13 protein-coding genes are annotated in these 16117 nt (G+C 67.7%); 5 read left to right on the forward strand and 8 right to left on the reverse strand.

The window, feature by feature from the left end:
* Positions 1-121: 121 nt before the first annotated feature.
* Both aztD and MHN80_RS08210 read right to left on the reverse strand, forming a co-directional pair.
* Positions 122-1387: a zinc metallochaperone AztD gene (aztD, locus tag MHN80_RS08205; protein WP_275447532.1), complete on the reverse strand. Its 1266-nt coding sequence runs from the start codon at positions 1385-1387 to the stop codon at positions 122-124.
* Positions 1388-1453: 66 nt separating this feature from the next.
* A complete protein-coding gene (locus MHN80_RS08210) occupies positions 1454-2176 on the reverse strand; it encodes a TetR/AcrR family transcriptional regulator (RefSeq protein WP_239400841.1) in 723 nt (240 codons plus the stop codon).
* A 394-nt stretch (positions 2177-2570) separates the two neighbouring features.
* Here MHN80_RS08210 and MHN80_RS08215 point away from each other — a divergent pair, with 394 nt between their 5' ends.
* Both MHN80_RS08215 and MHN80_RS08220 read left to right on the forward strand, forming a co-directional pair.
* The gene (locus MHN80_RS08215) at positions 2571-4031 is read left to right on the forward strand and encodes a DEAD/DEAH box helicase (protein ID WP_374206317.1); all 1461 of its coding nucleotides are present in this window, start codon (positions 2571-2573) and stop codon (positions 4029-4031) included.
* Positions 4028-4651 carry an SWIM zinc finger family protein gene (locus MHN80_RS08220; RefSeq protein WP_101821531.1) on the forward strand — a complete coding sequence of 208 codons (624 nt, stop codon included), beginning with the start codon at positions 4028-4030 and terminating at the stop codon, positions 4649-4651. The genes MHN80_RS08215 and MHN80_RS08220 overlap by 4 nt, the downstream gene beginning before the upstream one ends.
* A gap of 59 nt (positions 4652-4710) precedes the next feature.
* Here the strand turns inward: MHN80_RS08220 and rpsA are convergent, their stop codons facing one another.
* Positions 4711-6186, reverse strand: coding sequence for a 30S ribosomal protein S1 (rpsA, locus tag MHN80_RS08225; RefSeq protein ID WP_004018874.1), 1476 nt, complete (start codon positions 6184-6186; stop codon positions 4711-4713).
* Positions 6187-6411: 225 nt separating this feature from the next.
* Between rpsA and MHN80_RS08230 the strand changes: the two genes are divergently transcribed.
* The 3 genes from MHN80_RS08230 to MHN80_RS08240 all read left to right on the forward strand — a co-directional run bounded on the left by MHN80_RS08230 (position 6412) and on the right by MHN80_RS08240 (position 9370).
* A complete protein-coding gene (locus MHN80_RS08230) occupies positions 6412-6987 on the forward strand; it encodes a 2'-5' RNA ligase family protein (RefSeq protein WP_004018875.1) in 576 nt (191 codons plus the stop codon).
* Between the two features lie 337 nt (positions 6988-7324).
* Complete coding sequence (locus MHN80_RS08235; protein ID WP_239400843.1) at positions 7325-8422, forward strand: trans-aconitate 2-methyltransferase; 1098 nt, start codon at positions 7325-7327, stop codon at positions 8420-8422.
* An 84-nt stretch (positions 8423-8506) separates the two neighbouring features.
* Complete coding sequence (locus MHN80_RS08240) at positions 8507-9370, forward strand: class I SAM-dependent methyltransferase (RefSeq protein ID WP_239400845.1); 864 nt, start codon at positions 8507-8509, stop codon at positions 9368-9370.
* Between the two features lie 6 nt (positions 9371-9376).
* Here the strand turns inward: MHN80_RS08240 and MHN80_RS08245 are convergent, their stop codons facing one another.
* The 5 genes from MHN80_RS08245 to polA all read right to left on the reverse strand — a co-directional run bounded on the left by MHN80_RS08245 (position 9377) and on the right by polA (position 16078).
* Positions 9377-10186: an amino acid ABC transporter ATP-binding protein gene (locus tag MHN80_RS08245; RefSeq protein WP_275447533.1), complete on the reverse strand. Its 810-nt coding sequence runs from the start codon at positions 10184-10186 to the stop codon at positions 9377-9379.
* Complete coding sequence (locus tag MHN80_RS08250; RefSeq protein ID WP_239400847.1) at positions 10183-11142, reverse strand: amino acid ABC transporter permease; 960 nt, start codon at positions 11140-11142, stop codon at positions 10183-10185. Before MHN80_RS08250 ends, MHN80_RS08245 begins: the two co-directional genes overlap by 4 nt.
* Position 11143: 1 nt before the next feature.
* A complete protein-coding gene (locus MHN80_RS08255; protein WP_239400849.1) occupies positions 11144-12043 on the reverse strand; it encodes an ABC transporter substrate-binding protein in 900 nt (299 codons plus the stop codon).
* Between the two features lie 169 nt (positions 12044-12212).
* A complete protein-coding gene (locus MHN80_RS08260; protein ID WP_239400851.1) occupies positions 12213-13298 on the reverse strand; it encodes an isocitrate/isopropylmalate dehydrogenase family protein in 1086 nt (361 codons plus the stop codon).
* Complete coding sequence (gene polA / locus MHN80_RS08265; RefSeq protein ID WP_239400853.1) at positions 13298-16078, reverse strand: DNA polymerase I; 2781 nt, start codon at positions 16076-16078, stop codon at positions 13298-13300. The genes MHN80_RS08260 and polA overlap by 1 nt, the downstream gene beginning before the upstream one ends.
* Positions 16079-16117 lie beyond the last annotated feature (39 nt).

The raw sequence follows: 16117 nt of genomic DNA on the forward strand, positions 1-16117 counted from the left end.
ATGGCGCCGGAGTGGCGTCGGGGCGGTTGCCCGGGTCAGACACGCAGAGACCTCGTCTCGCGCAGCGCGGCCTGAGATCAGGAACACGCCGTCGAGACGAGGTCTCGTCGGATCGCCGGTGTCAGCCCGTGACGGCGGCGAGTTCGATGGTCTCGTGCGGCAACTCCGCCTCACCGACCTTCTCGTTCTTGTTCAGATCGACGGCGACGATCTTCTTGGCCGCCGGATCACTGACGTAGGCGATGCCCTCCTGGACCACGACATTCGGCATCGGGGACTGCCACTCGTCCGGTTCGCTCCACGCGCCGATCGTCGGGATGGTGGCGGTCTTGGTCGCCGTGTTGACGTCGTAGACGTGCAGCGCACCATCGGTTCCCAGGATCACGCCGGACCCGCCGGGCCCGCGCTCGATGGACCGGAAGCTGTACGAGGTGCCGAGATCGACCAGCCGCAGCTGACCGGTGCGGGTGTCGGTGAGCGAGAACCGGGTCGGCCGTTCGAGCTCGGCATCCGGGTCGGACTTGTAATCGCCGAGGATGATCGGCGACTCGTCACTGCCGGCCTGGTTGCCGATGCGGCCGTACGGGTCCGGGCTGTCGACCTTACGGATGTCGTTGCCGTTGACGATGAGCAGGCCGTCCTCACAGCCGAAGGCAAGGACCCCGCCGGCGCCGGCGGCTTCGCCGTGCACGCCCGGGCACTGGTCATTGCGCACGATCTCCTTGCGCTCGCCGTCGAGGATCGCGACACCACTGCGCGAATCCTCGTTGCCGACGGTCACCACCATGGTGCCGTCCTCACGGAACACCGCGACCCCGTGGTGGGGCTCGGGAAGGGTGAAGGAGGTCGACGCCGCGTTTCCACGCAGGAGTTCGGCGGGTTCGACGATGTCGACTTCACCTGTCCCATCGGTGAACAGGGCGATCCGGGAATCGTGGGGCACAACGTGTCCCGGCTCCTCCCCGCCGAAGGTCATGTCGGTGAGGGCCGGAGTGGTCGTGTAGTAGTGACCGTGATCGCCGTGCTGACGCGTCCAGGTACCCATGTCGAGGACCCGGAACCCGTCCGATTCGGAGACGAAGACGTTCCGGCCGTTGTCGGCGCTGTTGAGCCGGATGAAGCCGTCGACCGGCAGGTCGGCGACCTGCTCGAGCGACTCGGCGTCGAGGACCAGGATGCCGCCGTCGTAGCTGAGTGCGAGACGTGGTGTGGCGCTCTGCTGCTCGACGGCCTTGGCCGAACTGGAGGCGGCCGGTGTCGAATCACCGGAATCTTCACTTCCACAGGCGACGAGCGCGAACGATGCGGCGGCGAGAAGCGCCAGAGATCGGGTCAGATTTGTCCGTTGTGCAAACACCCGGACAGTCAACAGTGGAATGAAAATCATTGTCAACAACGCATGGTTGCGGCGTCGCCCCTCCACCACCATCGATCCGCACATCGACGCCGGACATCAGGACAGCAGTGGCTGCAATCCATCCAGGACGCGCGACAGCCCGAACTCGAAGGCCTCCTCGGGCGCACCGGGCGCCTGCCGGAGCTCGCCGACCGCAGTGCCGACCCGATCCGACAGCGGGAACGCGCCGTCGGGCACGACCGCCGCGAGTTCGGGCCCGACGATCTCCCACCAGTGCGCATCGCTCATCCCGGTCTCGGCCGCGGCCACCCTGTCCCCGACCGCCTCGCGGGCGTTACCGACCACGAAGGCTCCGATCAGCGCGATGATGCTGTCGCGCTGTACATCCGAGATGTCGAGCGGCTCGAGCAGCTCGAGCTGCCGCTCGTAGCGGGCGAGTCGGTGCGGCCCCAGCACCTGACGCCAGGGCGAGGCCTCCAGCAACCAGGGGTGCGTCAGACACTCGGCACGCAGAGCGCGAGCGACACCCGCCAGGGATTCCACGACTGTCGGCGAACACGGCGGCATCGGGGCATCCGCCGCCACCTCGTCGACCATGAGCGCCACCAACACGTCACGTGTCGGTACGTAGGTGTACAGGCTCATCGGCCCGACACCGAGATCGGAAGCCAGCGAGCGCATCGACACGGCGCCGAGTCCCCCCGCATCCGCGCGGCGAATCGCGGTGGTCACGATGTCGTCGACCGACACCCGCTGCCGCGGACCACGCCGCGGCCCCCCGGCGCCGGACTCGGCCCGCCACAGGAGGCGGACCAACATACGTGCATCATCAGCGGTCGACACGGCGACGCCTTTCCCGTACGGTGTACCGAGTAATAACTCCGTACACCGTACCAACAGGAGCGTCACGCTGACCAGACAGGCCACCTATCTGCCGGATCTCCATCAGTTCGCACTCTGGTCGTCGCATGATCCCGACGTCGGAAGCCGCGCGGACTCATGTCGCCTCGCGATTCCGGAGGGCGGCGATCTCGTCGTCCGTGACGTCGCTTGCGACCTCGTCGACGTCCCGACGCTCCTCTCGGGTCACGCATCGGACGATCCGAGCAGGGTCGCCGAGTCGGTTCACGCGTGGCGACTCACGCTTGCCGGCGACACCTCGACGCAGCTACCTCTCGCCGCTCACGCCGAGGTCGACCCCACGGGAACCGCGATGACGACGGCCGAGTTCGCCCGCGCGGCTCTGCGGGACTGCCTGGTGGTGGAGGAAGCTCTGCGCGACAGGCTCCGGGCAAGCCTGCGGCCCTACCAGATCCGCGGCGTGGCGTGGCTCGCCCGAACCGCAGAGGTGACCGGCGGCGCCGTACTGGCCGACGAGATGGGACTCGGCAAGACCGTCCAGGCGATCGGGCTGTTGACACTACGCGCCCACGAGGGACCCCAGCTGGTCGTCTGCCCGACGAGTCTCGTCACCAACTGGACGCACGAGGTGGCCCGCTTCGCGCCCGCACTCGACGTCCACACCGGACCCCTCGAGGACGCCCCCGTCGCGGCCGGTTCGGTCACCGTGATCTCCTACGCACGACTGCGGTCGAGCGTCGACGTCGTGCGCCGAACTCGTTGGGCGACAATCGTGTTCGATGAGGCTCAGAACCTGAAGAACCCGCGGACCCAGGTCTCCCGCGCGGCCCGCTCCGTCGATGCCGGTGCTCGTGTCGCGTTGACGGGCACCCCGATCGAGAACAGTCTCGACGACCTCTGGGCGATCCTCCGCGTCACTGCGCCGGGGCTGTTCCCCCACCGGGCGGTGTTCCGGCGCCGGTTCACCAAGGCGGTGGACGACGGCGATACCGGAGCGCTGCAACGACTCCGGGTCGCGGTGTCACCGGTCATGCTGGCGCGCACCAAATCCCGGGTGGCGTCGGCGCTCCCACCGAAGATCCCGAATCCGGTTCTGGTCGACCTGACGGCCGAACAGGCGCAACTCTACGATGCTCACCTGGCGCGTGTGGAAGACGACGGCTTCGGCGATGGATTCGAAAGACACGGAAGGATTCTCGCCACCCTCACCCGCCTCAAGCAGATCTGCAACCACCCCGGTCTCGTCACCGGCGACACCCGGGTGCTCCCGGGCCGTTCGGGCAAACTCGACGTGTGCGCGGAGATCCTCGGCGAGAATCTACGCACCGATTCCCCCACCCTCGTCTTCACCCAGTATCGCGACACCGGTGAACTGCTCGTCCGTCACTTCGCCGAACAGTTCGCAGTCGACGCCCCGTTCTTCCACGGCGGCCTCCCGGCGAGTCGGCGCGACGAACTCGTCGCCGACTTCCAGTCGGGCCGCGGCCCCGGGATCATGGTGATGAGTCTCAAGGCCGGTGGCGTCGGGCTCACACTCACACGCGCCTGCGACGTCATCCATTTCGACCGCTGGTGGAATCCGGCGGTCGAAGCCCAGGCCTCGGATCGCGTGCACCGCATCGGCCAGGAGCGTCCGGTCACGATCACCACCCTCACGACGGCCACCTCGCTCGAGGAACACATCGACGACCTGCACCGGCGCAAGTCCGCACTCGGCACGCACGCCGACGACTCGTCGGCCCTCGCGGAACTGACCGGCCTCAGCGACGAACGGTTGATCGACGTCCTTCGCCGCAATCGGGAGGTCCGATGACCAACTCACCCGCCGAGTTCGGTTTCAGCCGCTGGGGCGCCGAGATCGTCCGGCTCGCCGAGCCCATCGCGACCCGCTCACCGAACCCGGTGGCGCCGCGCGCCCGCAGTGTCGCCCGCAACGGTGGCGTCGCCCTGACCGTCGAGGGACGTTCGGTCAGCGGACTGGTCCAGCGAGGTGGCCAGGCGTCCGTGGCACACCTGGAATTCGAGCCGATGAGCTCGGCCACCGCGTCGGCTCTGCGCGAGCTGCTCGGCGCGTCCACCGAGCCGACCGACGACATGCACCGCAAGCTGGTCGAGGCGGCGTCGTGGTCCGCTGCGGGTCTCGACGTCGCGGACTGTTCATGTCGGGCTCGCGGCGATCGGTGCCTGCACATCCTCGCCACCTTGTACGCACTCGCCGCGGCGATCGATCGAGAACCCGCCCTGGCGCTTCGGCTACGCGACTTCGAGGGTCCGCTCGACGGCGCGCCCGGCGACGACACATCGGACCCGGACGGAGTATCGCGCCGGACGCCCCCACGCTGGTCGGCACTGACGGCCTTCGATGTCCGCGACTATTGGCAGACCGGGCCGCACGGGGAGCGCCAAGACCCGCCCGGCACGGACGAGATATGAGAGAAGCCCTCCCGGTTTACCCGGGAGGGCTTCTCTCATGTGCTCAGTGAGCGTGCGTGTCAGGCGTTGCCGGACAGCTTCTCACGCAGGGCGGCGAGCTGCTCGTCGCTGGCCAGCGAACCGCCGGCCGACGATCCACCGGTCGAGCTGCTGGACGAGGAACCTCCGCGGCTCTCCGACGCCGACGAGTAGTCGGTCGGGGCGTTGGCGGCCTCGGCGGCAGCAGCGGCGAACTTCTCCATCTGGGCGGTGTGCATCTTGTGACGACGCTCGGCCTCGGCGTACCGGGCCTCCCATGCCTCACGCTGCTTCTCGAAGCCTTCGAGCCATTCGTTGGTCTCGGCGTCGAAGCCCTCGGGGAAGATGTAGTTACCCTGCTCGTCGTAGCTGTCGGCCATGCCGTACTTCGAGGGGTCGAACTCCTCGGTGTAGTCCTCGTTGGCCTGCTTGAGGCTCAGCGAGATCCGGCGACGCTCCAGGTCGATATCGATGACCTTGACCATCGCGTCGTCACCGACGGCGACAACCTGATCCGGCACCTCGACGTGACGCTCGGCCAGCTCGGAGATGTGGACCAGACCCTCGATGCCCTCGTCGACGCGGACGAACGCACCGAACGGCACCAGCTTGGTGACCTTGCCCGGCACGATCTGGCCGATGGCGTGGGTGCGGGCGAACTGACGCCACGGATCTTCCTGGGTTGCCTTGAGCGACAGCGACACACGCTCGCGGTCCAGATCGACGTCGAGGACCTCGACGGTGACCTCGTCGCCGACTGCGACGACCTCGGACGGGTGATCGATGTGCTTCCAGGACAGCTCGGAGACGTGGACCAGACCGTCGACGCCGCCGAGATCGACGAACGCACCGAAGTTGACGATCGAGGACACGACGCCCTTGCGGACCTGGCCCTTCTGCAGCTGGTGCAGGAACTCGCTGCGGACCTCGGACTGGGTCTGCTCGAGCCATGCACGACGCGACAGGACCACGTTGTTGCGGTTCTTGTCGAGCTCGATGATCTTGGCCTCGATCTCCTTGCCGATGTACGGCTGCAGATCGCGGACGCGACGCATCTCCACGAGCGATGCCGGGAGGAAGCCGCGCAGGCCGATGTCCAGGATCAGGCCGCCCTTGACGACCTCGATGACGGTGCCCTTGACGGCCTCGTCCTTCTCCTTGAGCTCCTCGATGGTGCCCCAGGCACGCTCGTACTGCGCACGCTTCTTGGAGAGGATCAGACGACCTTCTTTGTCCTCCTTGGTGAGGACCAGGGCCTCGACCTCGTCACCGACGTTGACGACCTCGTTGGGGTCCACGTCGTGCTTGATCGACAGTTCGCGAGAAGGGATGACGCCTTCGGTCTTGTAACCGATGTCGAGCAGAACCTCGTCCCGATCGACCTTGACGATGGTGCCTTCCACGATGTCGCCATCGTTGAAGTACTTGATCGTGGAGTCGATGGCGGCGAGAAAGTCCTCGGCAGTGCCGATGTCATTGACGGCTACTTGCGGCGAGGTGATCGTGGGGGACGACATATGTTGAGTTGCTCCGGACAGGTGTGTAGTAGGTACGATTCTGAAAAGCGCTGTTGATCGACACCACCTGGACCGGCCTGTCACCGGTCAGGGCAGGTGCGAACCGCGCGTCATCGGGCACACGCGCGTGTAGAAGCCTACTCCAGCGGCGTTGTGCTGGGCAAATGGCTCGTCTCGCGAGGCCGCCGAGACGTGCGGCCCAGCGGAAAATGAGACGATGCCCACGTGGCGCACTCCCTCGAACTCCTCCTCGACGACTCGTCCGACCAGCAGGTTCGGGCCGAATGGGACGCGCTGGCCGCAGCCGGACTGCCCCATCAGGGACGCGTCGCGTCGGCCACCAACCGCCCGCACGTGACGCTCGTGGCCGCGTCGCGCATCGATCCCCACGCCGACGCGGCGTTGGCCGGGGTCGCCATGCGCCTCCCGGTCGGCATGCGACTCGGCGCCCCGATCCTCTTCGGCGCCGCCGGCCGGTCGACACTTGCGCGGCTCGTGGTGCCGTCGACCGAACTCCTCTCGGTCCACGCTCAGGTCTGCCGACTGGCGGCCGGGTTCATCGGGTCCCGACCGGCCGGTTCCGCAACGTCACCGGGACACCACGGGACCGCGTTCGCGCACACCACCCCCGGACGGTGGACGCCGCACGTCACCCTGGCGCGGCGGATGGACGCCGAGCAGCTCGCCCGCGCGTTGGTCGTCCTCGACCTGCGCGCCGAGATCGCCGGTGAGTTCACCGCACTCCGTCGCTGGGACCCGGACGAGGGAACCGACGTCATACTCGCGGGGCGAGCCTGCTGATCGAACGGCGTCGACGGACCGCACGGAGCAGCCGACGAGAGCCGAATGGGCGATCAGGCTGACGGGCGGCCGGAGCCGCGCGCTCCGGGCAACGCGCCGAGGAGACGACGAACCCGGGAATTCCGCCGGAAGCGAGGGCAGTCACCCGCGCCGCACAGCGCGCAGTCGGTCCCCGCCCGATAGTGCTCATGAGCCGCTCGGTCGTGACCGCATCGGCAAGTCTCGTCGCCCACGACGCACAGGTTACGCACTCCCGAACCGGCGGTCCGGCGAAGTTCGCGCGACCGCGTTCGCCGAAACGAGCGCGCGCCGCCCGGACTCGGCCACATCATGGTTCATGACCGAAGCAGCGGGTGGCCACCCTGACCGGCCGGGACCGAGTGCCGACGAGTTCGCCGAGCGCCTCTTCGGCTCCGCCCTCGCCACCGCCGAGACGCTGAGCGTGTATCTCGGTGAGCGCCTCGGGTGGTACCGGTGCCTGGCCGAGGCGGGACCACTCACCGCCGACGGACTGGCCGAGCACACCGAGACCAACGCGCGGTACGCCCGGGAGTGGCTCGAGATGCAGTGCGCCTTCGGCATTCTCGACGCCGACCTGACCTCGCGGCCGCCCACCTTTGCGATCTCGCCCGGCGTCGCCGAGGTGCTCACCGACACATCGAGCCTGTCGTATCTGGGTGCCCTCCCGCGCATGTTCGCGGCGTCGGCTCGCCACCTGCCCGAACTGCTCGACGCCTATCGGCACGGTGGTGGCGTGAGCTGGGCGACCCTGGGCGCCGACGCGCGGGAGTGCCAGGCAGATCTCAACCGGCCCTGGTTCGACGCCCGGCTCGCCCCGGCGCTCGCCGGTGTCGAACACCTCCACACGCGTCTGTCGCGGCCCGGCGCCCGCATCGCCGACGTCGGCTTCGGGGCAGGGCATTCCACCATCGCACTCGCTCGTGCCTACCCGGAGGCGACCTTCGTCGGCCTCGACGTCGACGAGGCATCCGTCCAGATGGCCCGCGCGCACGCCGCAACCGCGGAGGTCTCCGAGCGCGTGACATTCCTCGTGGCCGACGGTGACGAGGCGACGGCGCACGGTCCGTTCGACGCCGCGTTCGCGTTCGAGTGTCTCCACGACATGCCCCGCCCGGTCCAGGTTCTCGCGGCGGTCCGTCGCGCACTGGTACCGGGGGCGTCACTGATCGTCATGGACGAGGCGGTGTCCGACGAGTTCAGCGGCCCGGCAGACGATCTCGACAAGATCATGTACGGGTTCTCGCTGTTCGTCTGTCTGCCGGACTCGATGAGTTCGCCGCCGTCGGCGGCGACCGGCACCGTGTTCCGGCCGTCGACCGTGAGGCAGTACGCCCGCGATGCGGGATACGCCGACGTGGAGGTCCTCCCCATCGAGGACTTCAGCTTCTTCCGCTTCTACGAGCTCACGACCTGACCGGCGCCGGCGAGCGCCGCCGGTCGGGTCGACACCATGGGCCGGCGGAAGTGGTCGTCACGGCCCGGGCCCTATCATCGCAGGATGTCCCCCAACCAGGCCGAACCCGCGGACACGACGTCGAACGAACCGGCAGCAGGCCGTCCCCCGAGGATTCTCGGCGACGTCGACTCCACGTCCAGCGACCGTGCCAACCGTTGGTGGTGGGATCACGACGCGGAGAACTACCACGTCGAGCACGGCGAGTTTCTCGGCGCGCATGCCGCAGGCGGTGACTTCGTCTGGTGTCCGGAGGGACTCCGTGAGTCCGACGTCGGCCTCCTCGGGGACATCGACGGGCGTCACATCCTCGAGATCGGTTGCGGTTCGGCGCCGTGCGCCCGATGGCTGTCCGCCCATGGCGCCCACGCGGTGGGCGTGGATCTGTCCCGGCGGATGCTGGGCATCGGACTCGACGCGATGGCCGCCGAGGGCGTGCGGGTACCGCTCGTGCAGGCCACCGCGGAGACGCTGCCCTTCGCCGCCGAATCGTTCGACACCGCATGCTCGGCATTCGGCGCGGTACCGTTCGTCGCCGACTCCGCCGGCGTGATGAGCGAGGTCGCGCGAGTGCTGAAACCCGGTGGCCGTTGGGTTTTCGCCGTCAACCACCCGATGCGCTGGATGTTCCTCGACGACCCCGGGCCGGAGGGGTTGACCGTCCGGATACCGTATTTCAACCGCACGCCGTACACCGAGACCGATGCCGACGGCAGGCTGACCTACGTCGAGCACCACCGCACCATCGGTGACCGTGTCCGTGAACTCCGTACGGCCGGATTCGTCCTCGACGACATCATCGAACCCGAATGGCCGGACGGTTTCGACCGGACATGGGGCCAGTGGAGTCCGTTGCGGGGCAGCTACTTTCCGGGAACAGCGATCTTCTGCAGCCACAAGGCCGGCTGACGGCTGTCACAGCAGTTTCGACAGGAACTCCCGGGTACGCTGTTCTTTCGGGTCGGAGAGGACCTCGCGGGGATCGCCCCGTTCCACGACGACGCCGCCGTCCATGAACACGAGTTGATCCGCGACCTCCCGGGCAAAGCCCATCTCGTGGGTGACGACCATCATCGTCATCCCCGAAGCGGCTAGCTCGCGCATCACCTTCAGCACGTCCCCGACGAGTTCGGGGTCGAGTGCCGAGGTGGGCTCGTCGAAGAGCATGAGCTTGGGGTCCATGGCAAGTGCGCGCGCTATCGCGACGCGTTGCTGCTGGCCGCCCGACAGCTGCGCCGGGTAGGCGTCGGCCCGTGTGGACAGCCCGACTCGATCCAGCAGATAGCGGGCCTTGTCGACCGCTTCCGAACGCGACTGCCGCTTCACCTGCATCGGCGCCTCGATCACGTTCTCGAGGGCCGTGCGGTGCGGGAACAGATTGAAATGCTGGAACACCATGCCGATGTCGCGGCGCTGGGTGGCCGCGTCCTTGGCGCTCATCTCGTAGAGCTTGCCGCTACGTTCGCGATACCCGATCAGATCACCGTCGACGTAGAGCCGGCCGGCGTTGACGACCTCCAGGTGGTTCACACACCGCAGGAACGTGGACTTCCCCGAGCCCGACGGTCCGATGAGGCACAGCACCTCGCCGCGTGCGACCTCCAGCGAGATCCCCTTGAGGACCTGCACCGAGCCGAAACTCTTGCAGACACGGTCGGCCACCACCATCGGGGTCGGTGACCCGCCGGGGTTGGCCGGACCGGCCGTGTGCTCTCCCGGGCTCATGCCTTCTCTCCCCCTGCCGGGCCGGCGGCGCCGCCGGGGGCCGTGGCCGCCCCGTCGGCCATCGTCTTGAGCTGTCGCGCGGTCAGCGCCCGGGTCGCGCCCTTGGCGTAGTAGCGCTCGACGTAGTACTGACCCACCATCAGGACACTGGTGATGACGAGGTACCAGGTCGATGCGACCAGCAGCAACGGGATCGGCTCGAAGATCACACCGGAGATGTCGCGTTGACGGCCGTAGAGGTCGAGCGTCAGCGGCACCGCTGCCACCAGGCTGGTGGTCTTGAGCATGCTGATCAGTTCGTTGCCGGTGGGCGGGATGATGACCCGCATGGCCTGCGGCAGGACCGTGCGTCGCATCGTCTGCGACCACGACGTGCCCAGCGCCACCGAGGCCTCCGTCTGCCCCTCACCGACCGACGACACACCGGCGCGGACAATCTCGGCCATGTACGCGGCCTCGTTCAGACCCAGACCGATCACCGCGAAGAGGAACGCGGCGTTGAGGGTCTGGATGTCGAGGGTCACGAACTGGTGCACGAATGGGATGCCGAGGTCGATCTGCTTGTAGATCGCCGGGAACAGGCCCCAGAACACGAGCTGGACGTACACGGGTGTGCCGCGGAAGATCCACAGGTAGACCCACGACGTCCCGCGCAGCACCGGGTTCGGGCTCAGCCGCATGATCGCCAGGAGGACACCGAGCACGATGGCGATCGCCATCGACAGCAGGGTCAGGGCCAGGGTGTACCCGACACCCGACAGGATGCGCGAGTCGAAGAGGTAGTTGCCGTACGTGCCCCAGCTGTAGGCCTCGTTGGTGGCGGCACCATAGATGAACAGTGCGGCCAGCACGACGATGATCACCGCGGCGATCCACTGCCCGGGTCGGCGCAGCGGAACCGCCTTGATCGGTTCCGGTTCGGTCGCTGTGGCGGGGTCGGCGTGTGGTGACGTCACCTCAGTTCACCGCCCCGTTGATGACGGAGACATCGATCATCCCCTCCTCGAGGCCCCAGTTGGCCGCGATCTGTTCGTACTGTCCGTTGTCGATGAGGTACTGCACGGCGCGCTGCATCGCGACCGCGAGCGGCGAACCCTTCCGGATGGCCCAGCCGTAGGGCGCGGAGTCGAAGATGCCGCCGGCCGGCGTCAATCGGCCGTCCGTCCGCTTGATGGCGTAGGCGGTGACCGGCGAGTCGGCCGACATCGCGTCCACGCGCCCGAGGATCAGCGCGTTGACCGCCTCGTCCTGGCTGTCGAACCTGACCTTGTCGATTGCCGGTTTCCCCGCAGCCACGCAGGCCGCGCTCTTGGCCGGGACCTCGTCGGTGTCCTCGTAGGTGGTCGTCTGGACTGCGACCCGGAGACCACAGGCGTTGTCCGGATCGATGTCGTCGTCGTTGTCGGTGGCCTGCGCCCACTGCACGCCTGCGCTGTAGTAGGTCACGAAGTCGACCTGCTTCTCGCGTTCGAGTGTGTCGGTGAACGAGGACATGCCGACCTGGTAGGTGCCGGCCTGGATCGACGGGATGATCGTGTCGAACTGGGATTCCTTGTAGTCGGGTAAGAGTCCGAGCACCTTGCCGACGGCGTTCATCAGGTCGACGTCGTAACCGACGATCTTTCCCGACGCGTCCTTGTACTCGTTCGGCTGGTACGGGATGTTGACCCCGACGATGAGGCGTCCGGTGCGGGCGATCTCGGGTGGGACGAGAGCCGAGATCTCCGGCACCTTCGCCACGTCGATGTCGATCGGGGTGACCTGGTTCGCACGCTCCCGGGCTTCGTTGTCCACGCATCCGGTCACCACGACCAGGACGGCGAGCACGACGCCGAGCCAACGAGCCACCCGCGTCACACCACTTCCCTCCGTCCGGCCGAGCGCATCAACTCACTGTAGTTCGCCTGCTGCACCCCGGCTCGATACCCGCGATTCACGCGTGTTCGTTCCCGGACTCATGGTTCACGAGGGTGCGAGTGCGCGCGACTGCCGTCCAGGGAGCCGTAGGCGGTCGCTCGCGCTCCCGTCAGCCCTCCGCGATGCGCTGACCCACCGCGGCCGCGAACTCCGCGGTGGTGGCGTCGCCACCGAGGTCGCCCGTCGCGGTGTGCGCGAGTGTGTCGGCGACCGCGGCGTCGATCCGGGCCCCGGCCGCGACCAGTGCTGCGTCCTCGGTCATCTGGCCGAAGCGTCTGAATCCCATTGCCACCGAGGCGATCATGGCGACCGGGTTCGCGATGCCGCGCCCGGCGATGTCGGGCGCCGCACCGTGCGATGCCTGCGCCATCACGCGGGTCTCCGAGCTGTTGACGGAACCGGCGATGCCCAGCGATCCGGCGAGCTCTCCGGCGAGGTCGGACAAGACGTCACCGAAGAGGTTCTCGGTCACGAGGACGTCGAAGTCGGCGGGGCGCCGAACCAGCAGGGCCGCCATGGCATCGACGTGTTGCTCGGACACCTCGACCTCGGGGAAGTCGGCGGCGACGGCGCGGCACGCATCTCGGAACAGTCCGGTGGTCATCCGCAAGACATTGGCTTTGTGCACGATCGTCAGTCGCGGTTGCCGGTCGGAACCCGCACGCTCGATCGCGGCTGTGCATGCGACCCGCGCGATGCGCTCCGACGCCGCACGGGTGACGAGCCCGACTGCGAGGGCCACATCCGGAGTCGGCATGAACTCGCCGCTTCCGACCGCCATGTTGCGGTCGGCGTAGAAGCCCTCGGAGTTCTCCCGCACGATCAGCACATCGATGTCCGGCCGCAGCGCCGGGACACCGGCAAAGGCCCGAGCGGGACGGAGATTCGCGAACAGTTCGTACCGGGTTCGGAGCGTGGCTCCCGGAGTGCGATCGCCGTGACCGGGCGGGTAGGCCGCCGAGTCGTGGGGGCCGACGATCCAGAATCCGAGGCCGTCGAGAGCCGTCAGCGTCTGCTCGGGCACCGGATCACCGTGCGAGGCGATGGCAGACAACCCGAAAGGCAGTTCCTGCCAGTCGATCTCGATCGACTCCGCGGCGGCGGCCGCGTCCGCGACCGACACCGCCGCGGGGACGATCTCCGGCCCGATCCCGTCGCCGGTGAGGACGCCGAAAGTTCTCTCGCCCAGGCCCATCAGTGCGCTGCGTCGTCCCAGGACCGCCCGAAACCGACCGACACCTCCAGGGGCACCGACAAGGTGATGGCGTTGCCCATCTCCTCGCGCACCACCGCTTCGACGGCGTCCCGCTCACCGGCGGCGACCTCGATCACGAGCTCGTCGTGGACCTGGAGAAGGGTCCGCGATGTGAGACCTTCGGCCGCAAGGCGTTTGTGGACGTTGATCATCGCGACCTTGATGATGTCCGCGGCGGTGCCCTGGATGGGCGCGTTGAGCGCCATGCGCTCGGCGGACTGCCGCCGCTGCCAGTTGTCGCTGTTCAGATCCGGCAGGTAGCGGCGCCTGCCGAACAGGGTCGCGGTGTACTCGTTGCGGCGGGCCTCGGCAACGACGTCGTGCAGGTAGTCGCGCACTCCGCCGAAGCGCGCGAAGTATGCCTCCATCTGCTCCTTGGCCTCGTCGCGGCTGATCTTCAGCTGGGCCGCGAGCCCGAACGCACTGAGGCCGTAGGCAAGTCCGTACGACATCGCCTTCACCCGGTGACGCATCTCGGTGGTGACCTCGTCGATCGGCACCCCGAAGGCGCGCGACCCGACGAAGTTGTGCAGGTCCTCGCCGGTGTTGAACGCCTCGATCAGACCCGCATCCTCCGATAGATGCGCCATGATCCGCATCTCGATCTGGCTGTAGTCGGCGGTCATGAGGCAGTCGTAGGGAACACCGGTCGCGGTGTCGGCGCCGACGACGAAGCCGCGCCGGATCTCCCGCCCGGCCTCGGTGCGCACCGGGATGTTCTGCAGGTTCGGCTCGGTGGACGAGAGGCGCCCGGTCGCGGCGATCGTCTGATTGAACGTCGTGTGGATGCGCCCGTCGTCGGCGACCGACTTCAGGAGTCCGTCGACGGTGACCTTCAGTCGTGTCGCATCGCGATGCTCGAGAAGATGAGCCAGGAAGGGGTGTTCGGTCTTTTCGTAGAGAGACTGCAGCGCGTCGGCGTCGGTGGTGTAACCGGTCTTGGTCTTCTTCGTCTTCGGCATGTCCAGCTTGTCGAAGAGGACGGTCTGCAACTGCTTGGGTGAGCCGAGATTGATCTGCTCCCCGATGACCTCGTACGCCGCCTCGGCAGCGGCACGGATGCGGTCGGCGAACATCCGCTCGAGTGCGCCGAAGTGATCGACGTCGACCGCGATGCCCGCCGCCTCGGCGTCGGCCAGCACGAACGACAGCGGCAACTCCATCTCGGTCAGCAGCGGCTTGGAGTCGATCCGGTCCAGCTCCGTGTCGAGCGTGTCGGCCAGTTCCTGGACAGCACGTGCCTCGAGCATGTGTTGTTCGGCGACGCGGCCGTCGGAATCATCGTCGAGCAGCGACATCTGGCCATCGCCCGGCCCGCCGTCGGCACGGAGTTCGCGACGCAGGTAGCGCAGCGCGAGGTCGTCGAGATTGAAGGTGCGCTGCCCGGGCCGGACGAGGTAGGCCGCGAGCGAGGTGTCACTGGTGACACCGTCGAGCTTCCAACCGCGCGACCGGAGTGCGTGCACCGCCCACTTCGCCTCGTGGACCGCTTTGAGTGCCGACGGGTCGGCGAACCACTCCCCCAGTGCCGCTTCGTCTTCGGGAGTCAGTGCGGTCACGTCGACATAGGCCGACGACCCGTCGGCCGCTGCGATCGCCACACCCGACGGGTCGGACCCGACGACGACGTGCGGCGCGGTCACTGCAAGACCGACCCGGCCGGTCCGGGCGTGCGCGGTGAGCCACTCGCCGACCTCGCCGGCACCCAGGACCGCGCCGTCGAGATCGAAACCCGCTTCCGCTTCGGGCTCAACGGAACTCAGCGTCGAGAAGAGCCGGTCCCGCAACACCCGGAACTCCAGGTCGTCGAACAGTTGGTGGATGCGATCGCGGTCCCACCCGACCATGGCCAGGTCGTCGGGGGACGCCGGCAGCTGCATGTCCCGGACGAGCTCGGTGAGCTGCCGATTGGTCTGCACCGACGCCAGATGCGCCCGCAACGCGTCGCCCACCTTGCCCTTGACCTCGTCGACGTGATCGACGAGCGCGGCGAGCGATCCGTACTCGCGGATCCACTTGGACGCGGTCTTCTCGCCGACTCCGGGTATGCCCGGGAGGTTGTCGCTGGGGTCGCCGCGCAGCGCCGCGTAGTCCGGGTACTGGGTGGGGGTGAGACCGTACTTCTTCTCGACCTCCTCGGGCGTGAAGCGGGTGAGGTCGGACACTCCCTTGCGCGGGTAGAGCACGGTTGTCGACGCGTCGACGAGCTGCAGTGAGTCCCGGTCACCGGTGACGATCAGGACCTTGTATCCGTCCTCACGGGCCCGGGTCGCCAGGGTCGCGATGATGTCGTCGGCCTCGTAACCCTCGATGGCCAGCACCGAGACGCCCAGCGCATCGAGGACCTCCTTGGTGAGGTCGACCTGGCCGTTGAACTCGTCGGGCGACTTCGACCGCTGCGCCTTGTACTCGGGGTACATCTCCGACCGGAAGGTCTTCCGTGAGACGTCGAAGGCGGCGGCGATGTGCGTGGGCTCCTCGTCGCGCAACAGGTTGATCAGCATCGAGGTGAAGCCGTAGACGGCGTTGGTCGTCTGGCCGGAATGCGTCTTGAAGTTCTCCGCGGGAAGCGCGAAGAACGCCCGGTAGGCCAGGGAGTGTCCGTCGAGCAGCATCAACACCGGCTGCTTGGTCTTGCCCTTGGCGCGGGGTGCCGCTGTGCCCGTCGATCCGGGTGCCTTGGCGGGGGTCGTTGCCGGGGAACTCTGCGCTGGACTCACAGTCGCCGAGTCTAGTGACCCTGTCCGACACGCCTGGGA

The organism is Gordonia sp. McavH-238-E, from assembly GCF_022348225.1.
GTDB classification, from domain to species: domain Bacteria; phylum Actinomycetota; class Actinomycetes; order Mycobacteriales; family Mycobacteriaceae; genus Gordonia; species Gordonia terrae.

Excerpts from the sequence above, each read along its gene's own strand:
- aztD (WP_275447532.1), bottom strand. The coding sequence starts at position 1,387 with ATGATTTTCATTCCACTGTTGACTGTCCGGGTGTTTGCACAACGGACA.
- MHN80_RS08210 (WP_239400841.1), bottom strand. The coding sequence starts at position 2,176 with ATGTTGGTCCGCCTCCTGTGGCGGGCCGAGTCCGGCGCCGGGGGGCCG.
- MHN80_RS08215 (WP_374206317.1), top strand. The coding sequence starts at position 2,571 with ATGACGACGGCCGAGTTCGCCCGCGCGGCTCTGCGGGACTGCCTGGTG.
- MHN80_RS08220 (WP_101821531.1), top strand. The coding sequence starts at position 4,028 with ATGACCAACTCACCCGCCGAGTTCGGTTTCAGCCGCTGGGGCGCCGAG.
- rpsA (WP_004018874.1), bottom strand. The coding sequence starts at position 6,186 with ATGTCGTCCCCCACGATCACCTCGCCGCAAGTAGCCGTCAATGACATC.
- MHN80_RS08235 (WP_239400843.1), top strand. The coding sequence starts at position 7,325 with ATGACCGAAGCAGCGGGTGGCCACCCTGACCGGCCGGGACCGAGTGCC.
- MHN80_RS08240 (WP_239400845.1), top strand. The coding sequence starts at position 8,507 with ATGTCCCCCAACCAGGCCGAACCCGCGGACACGACGTCGAACGAACCG.
- MHN80_RS08245 (WP_275447533.1), bottom strand. The coding sequence starts at position 10,186 with ATGAGCCCGGGAGAGCACACGGCCGGTCCGGCCAACCCCGGCGGGTCA.
- MHN80_RS08260 (WP_239400851.1), bottom strand. The coding sequence starts at position 13,298 with ATGGGCCTGGGCGAGAGAACTTTCGGCGTCCTCACCGGCGACGGGATC.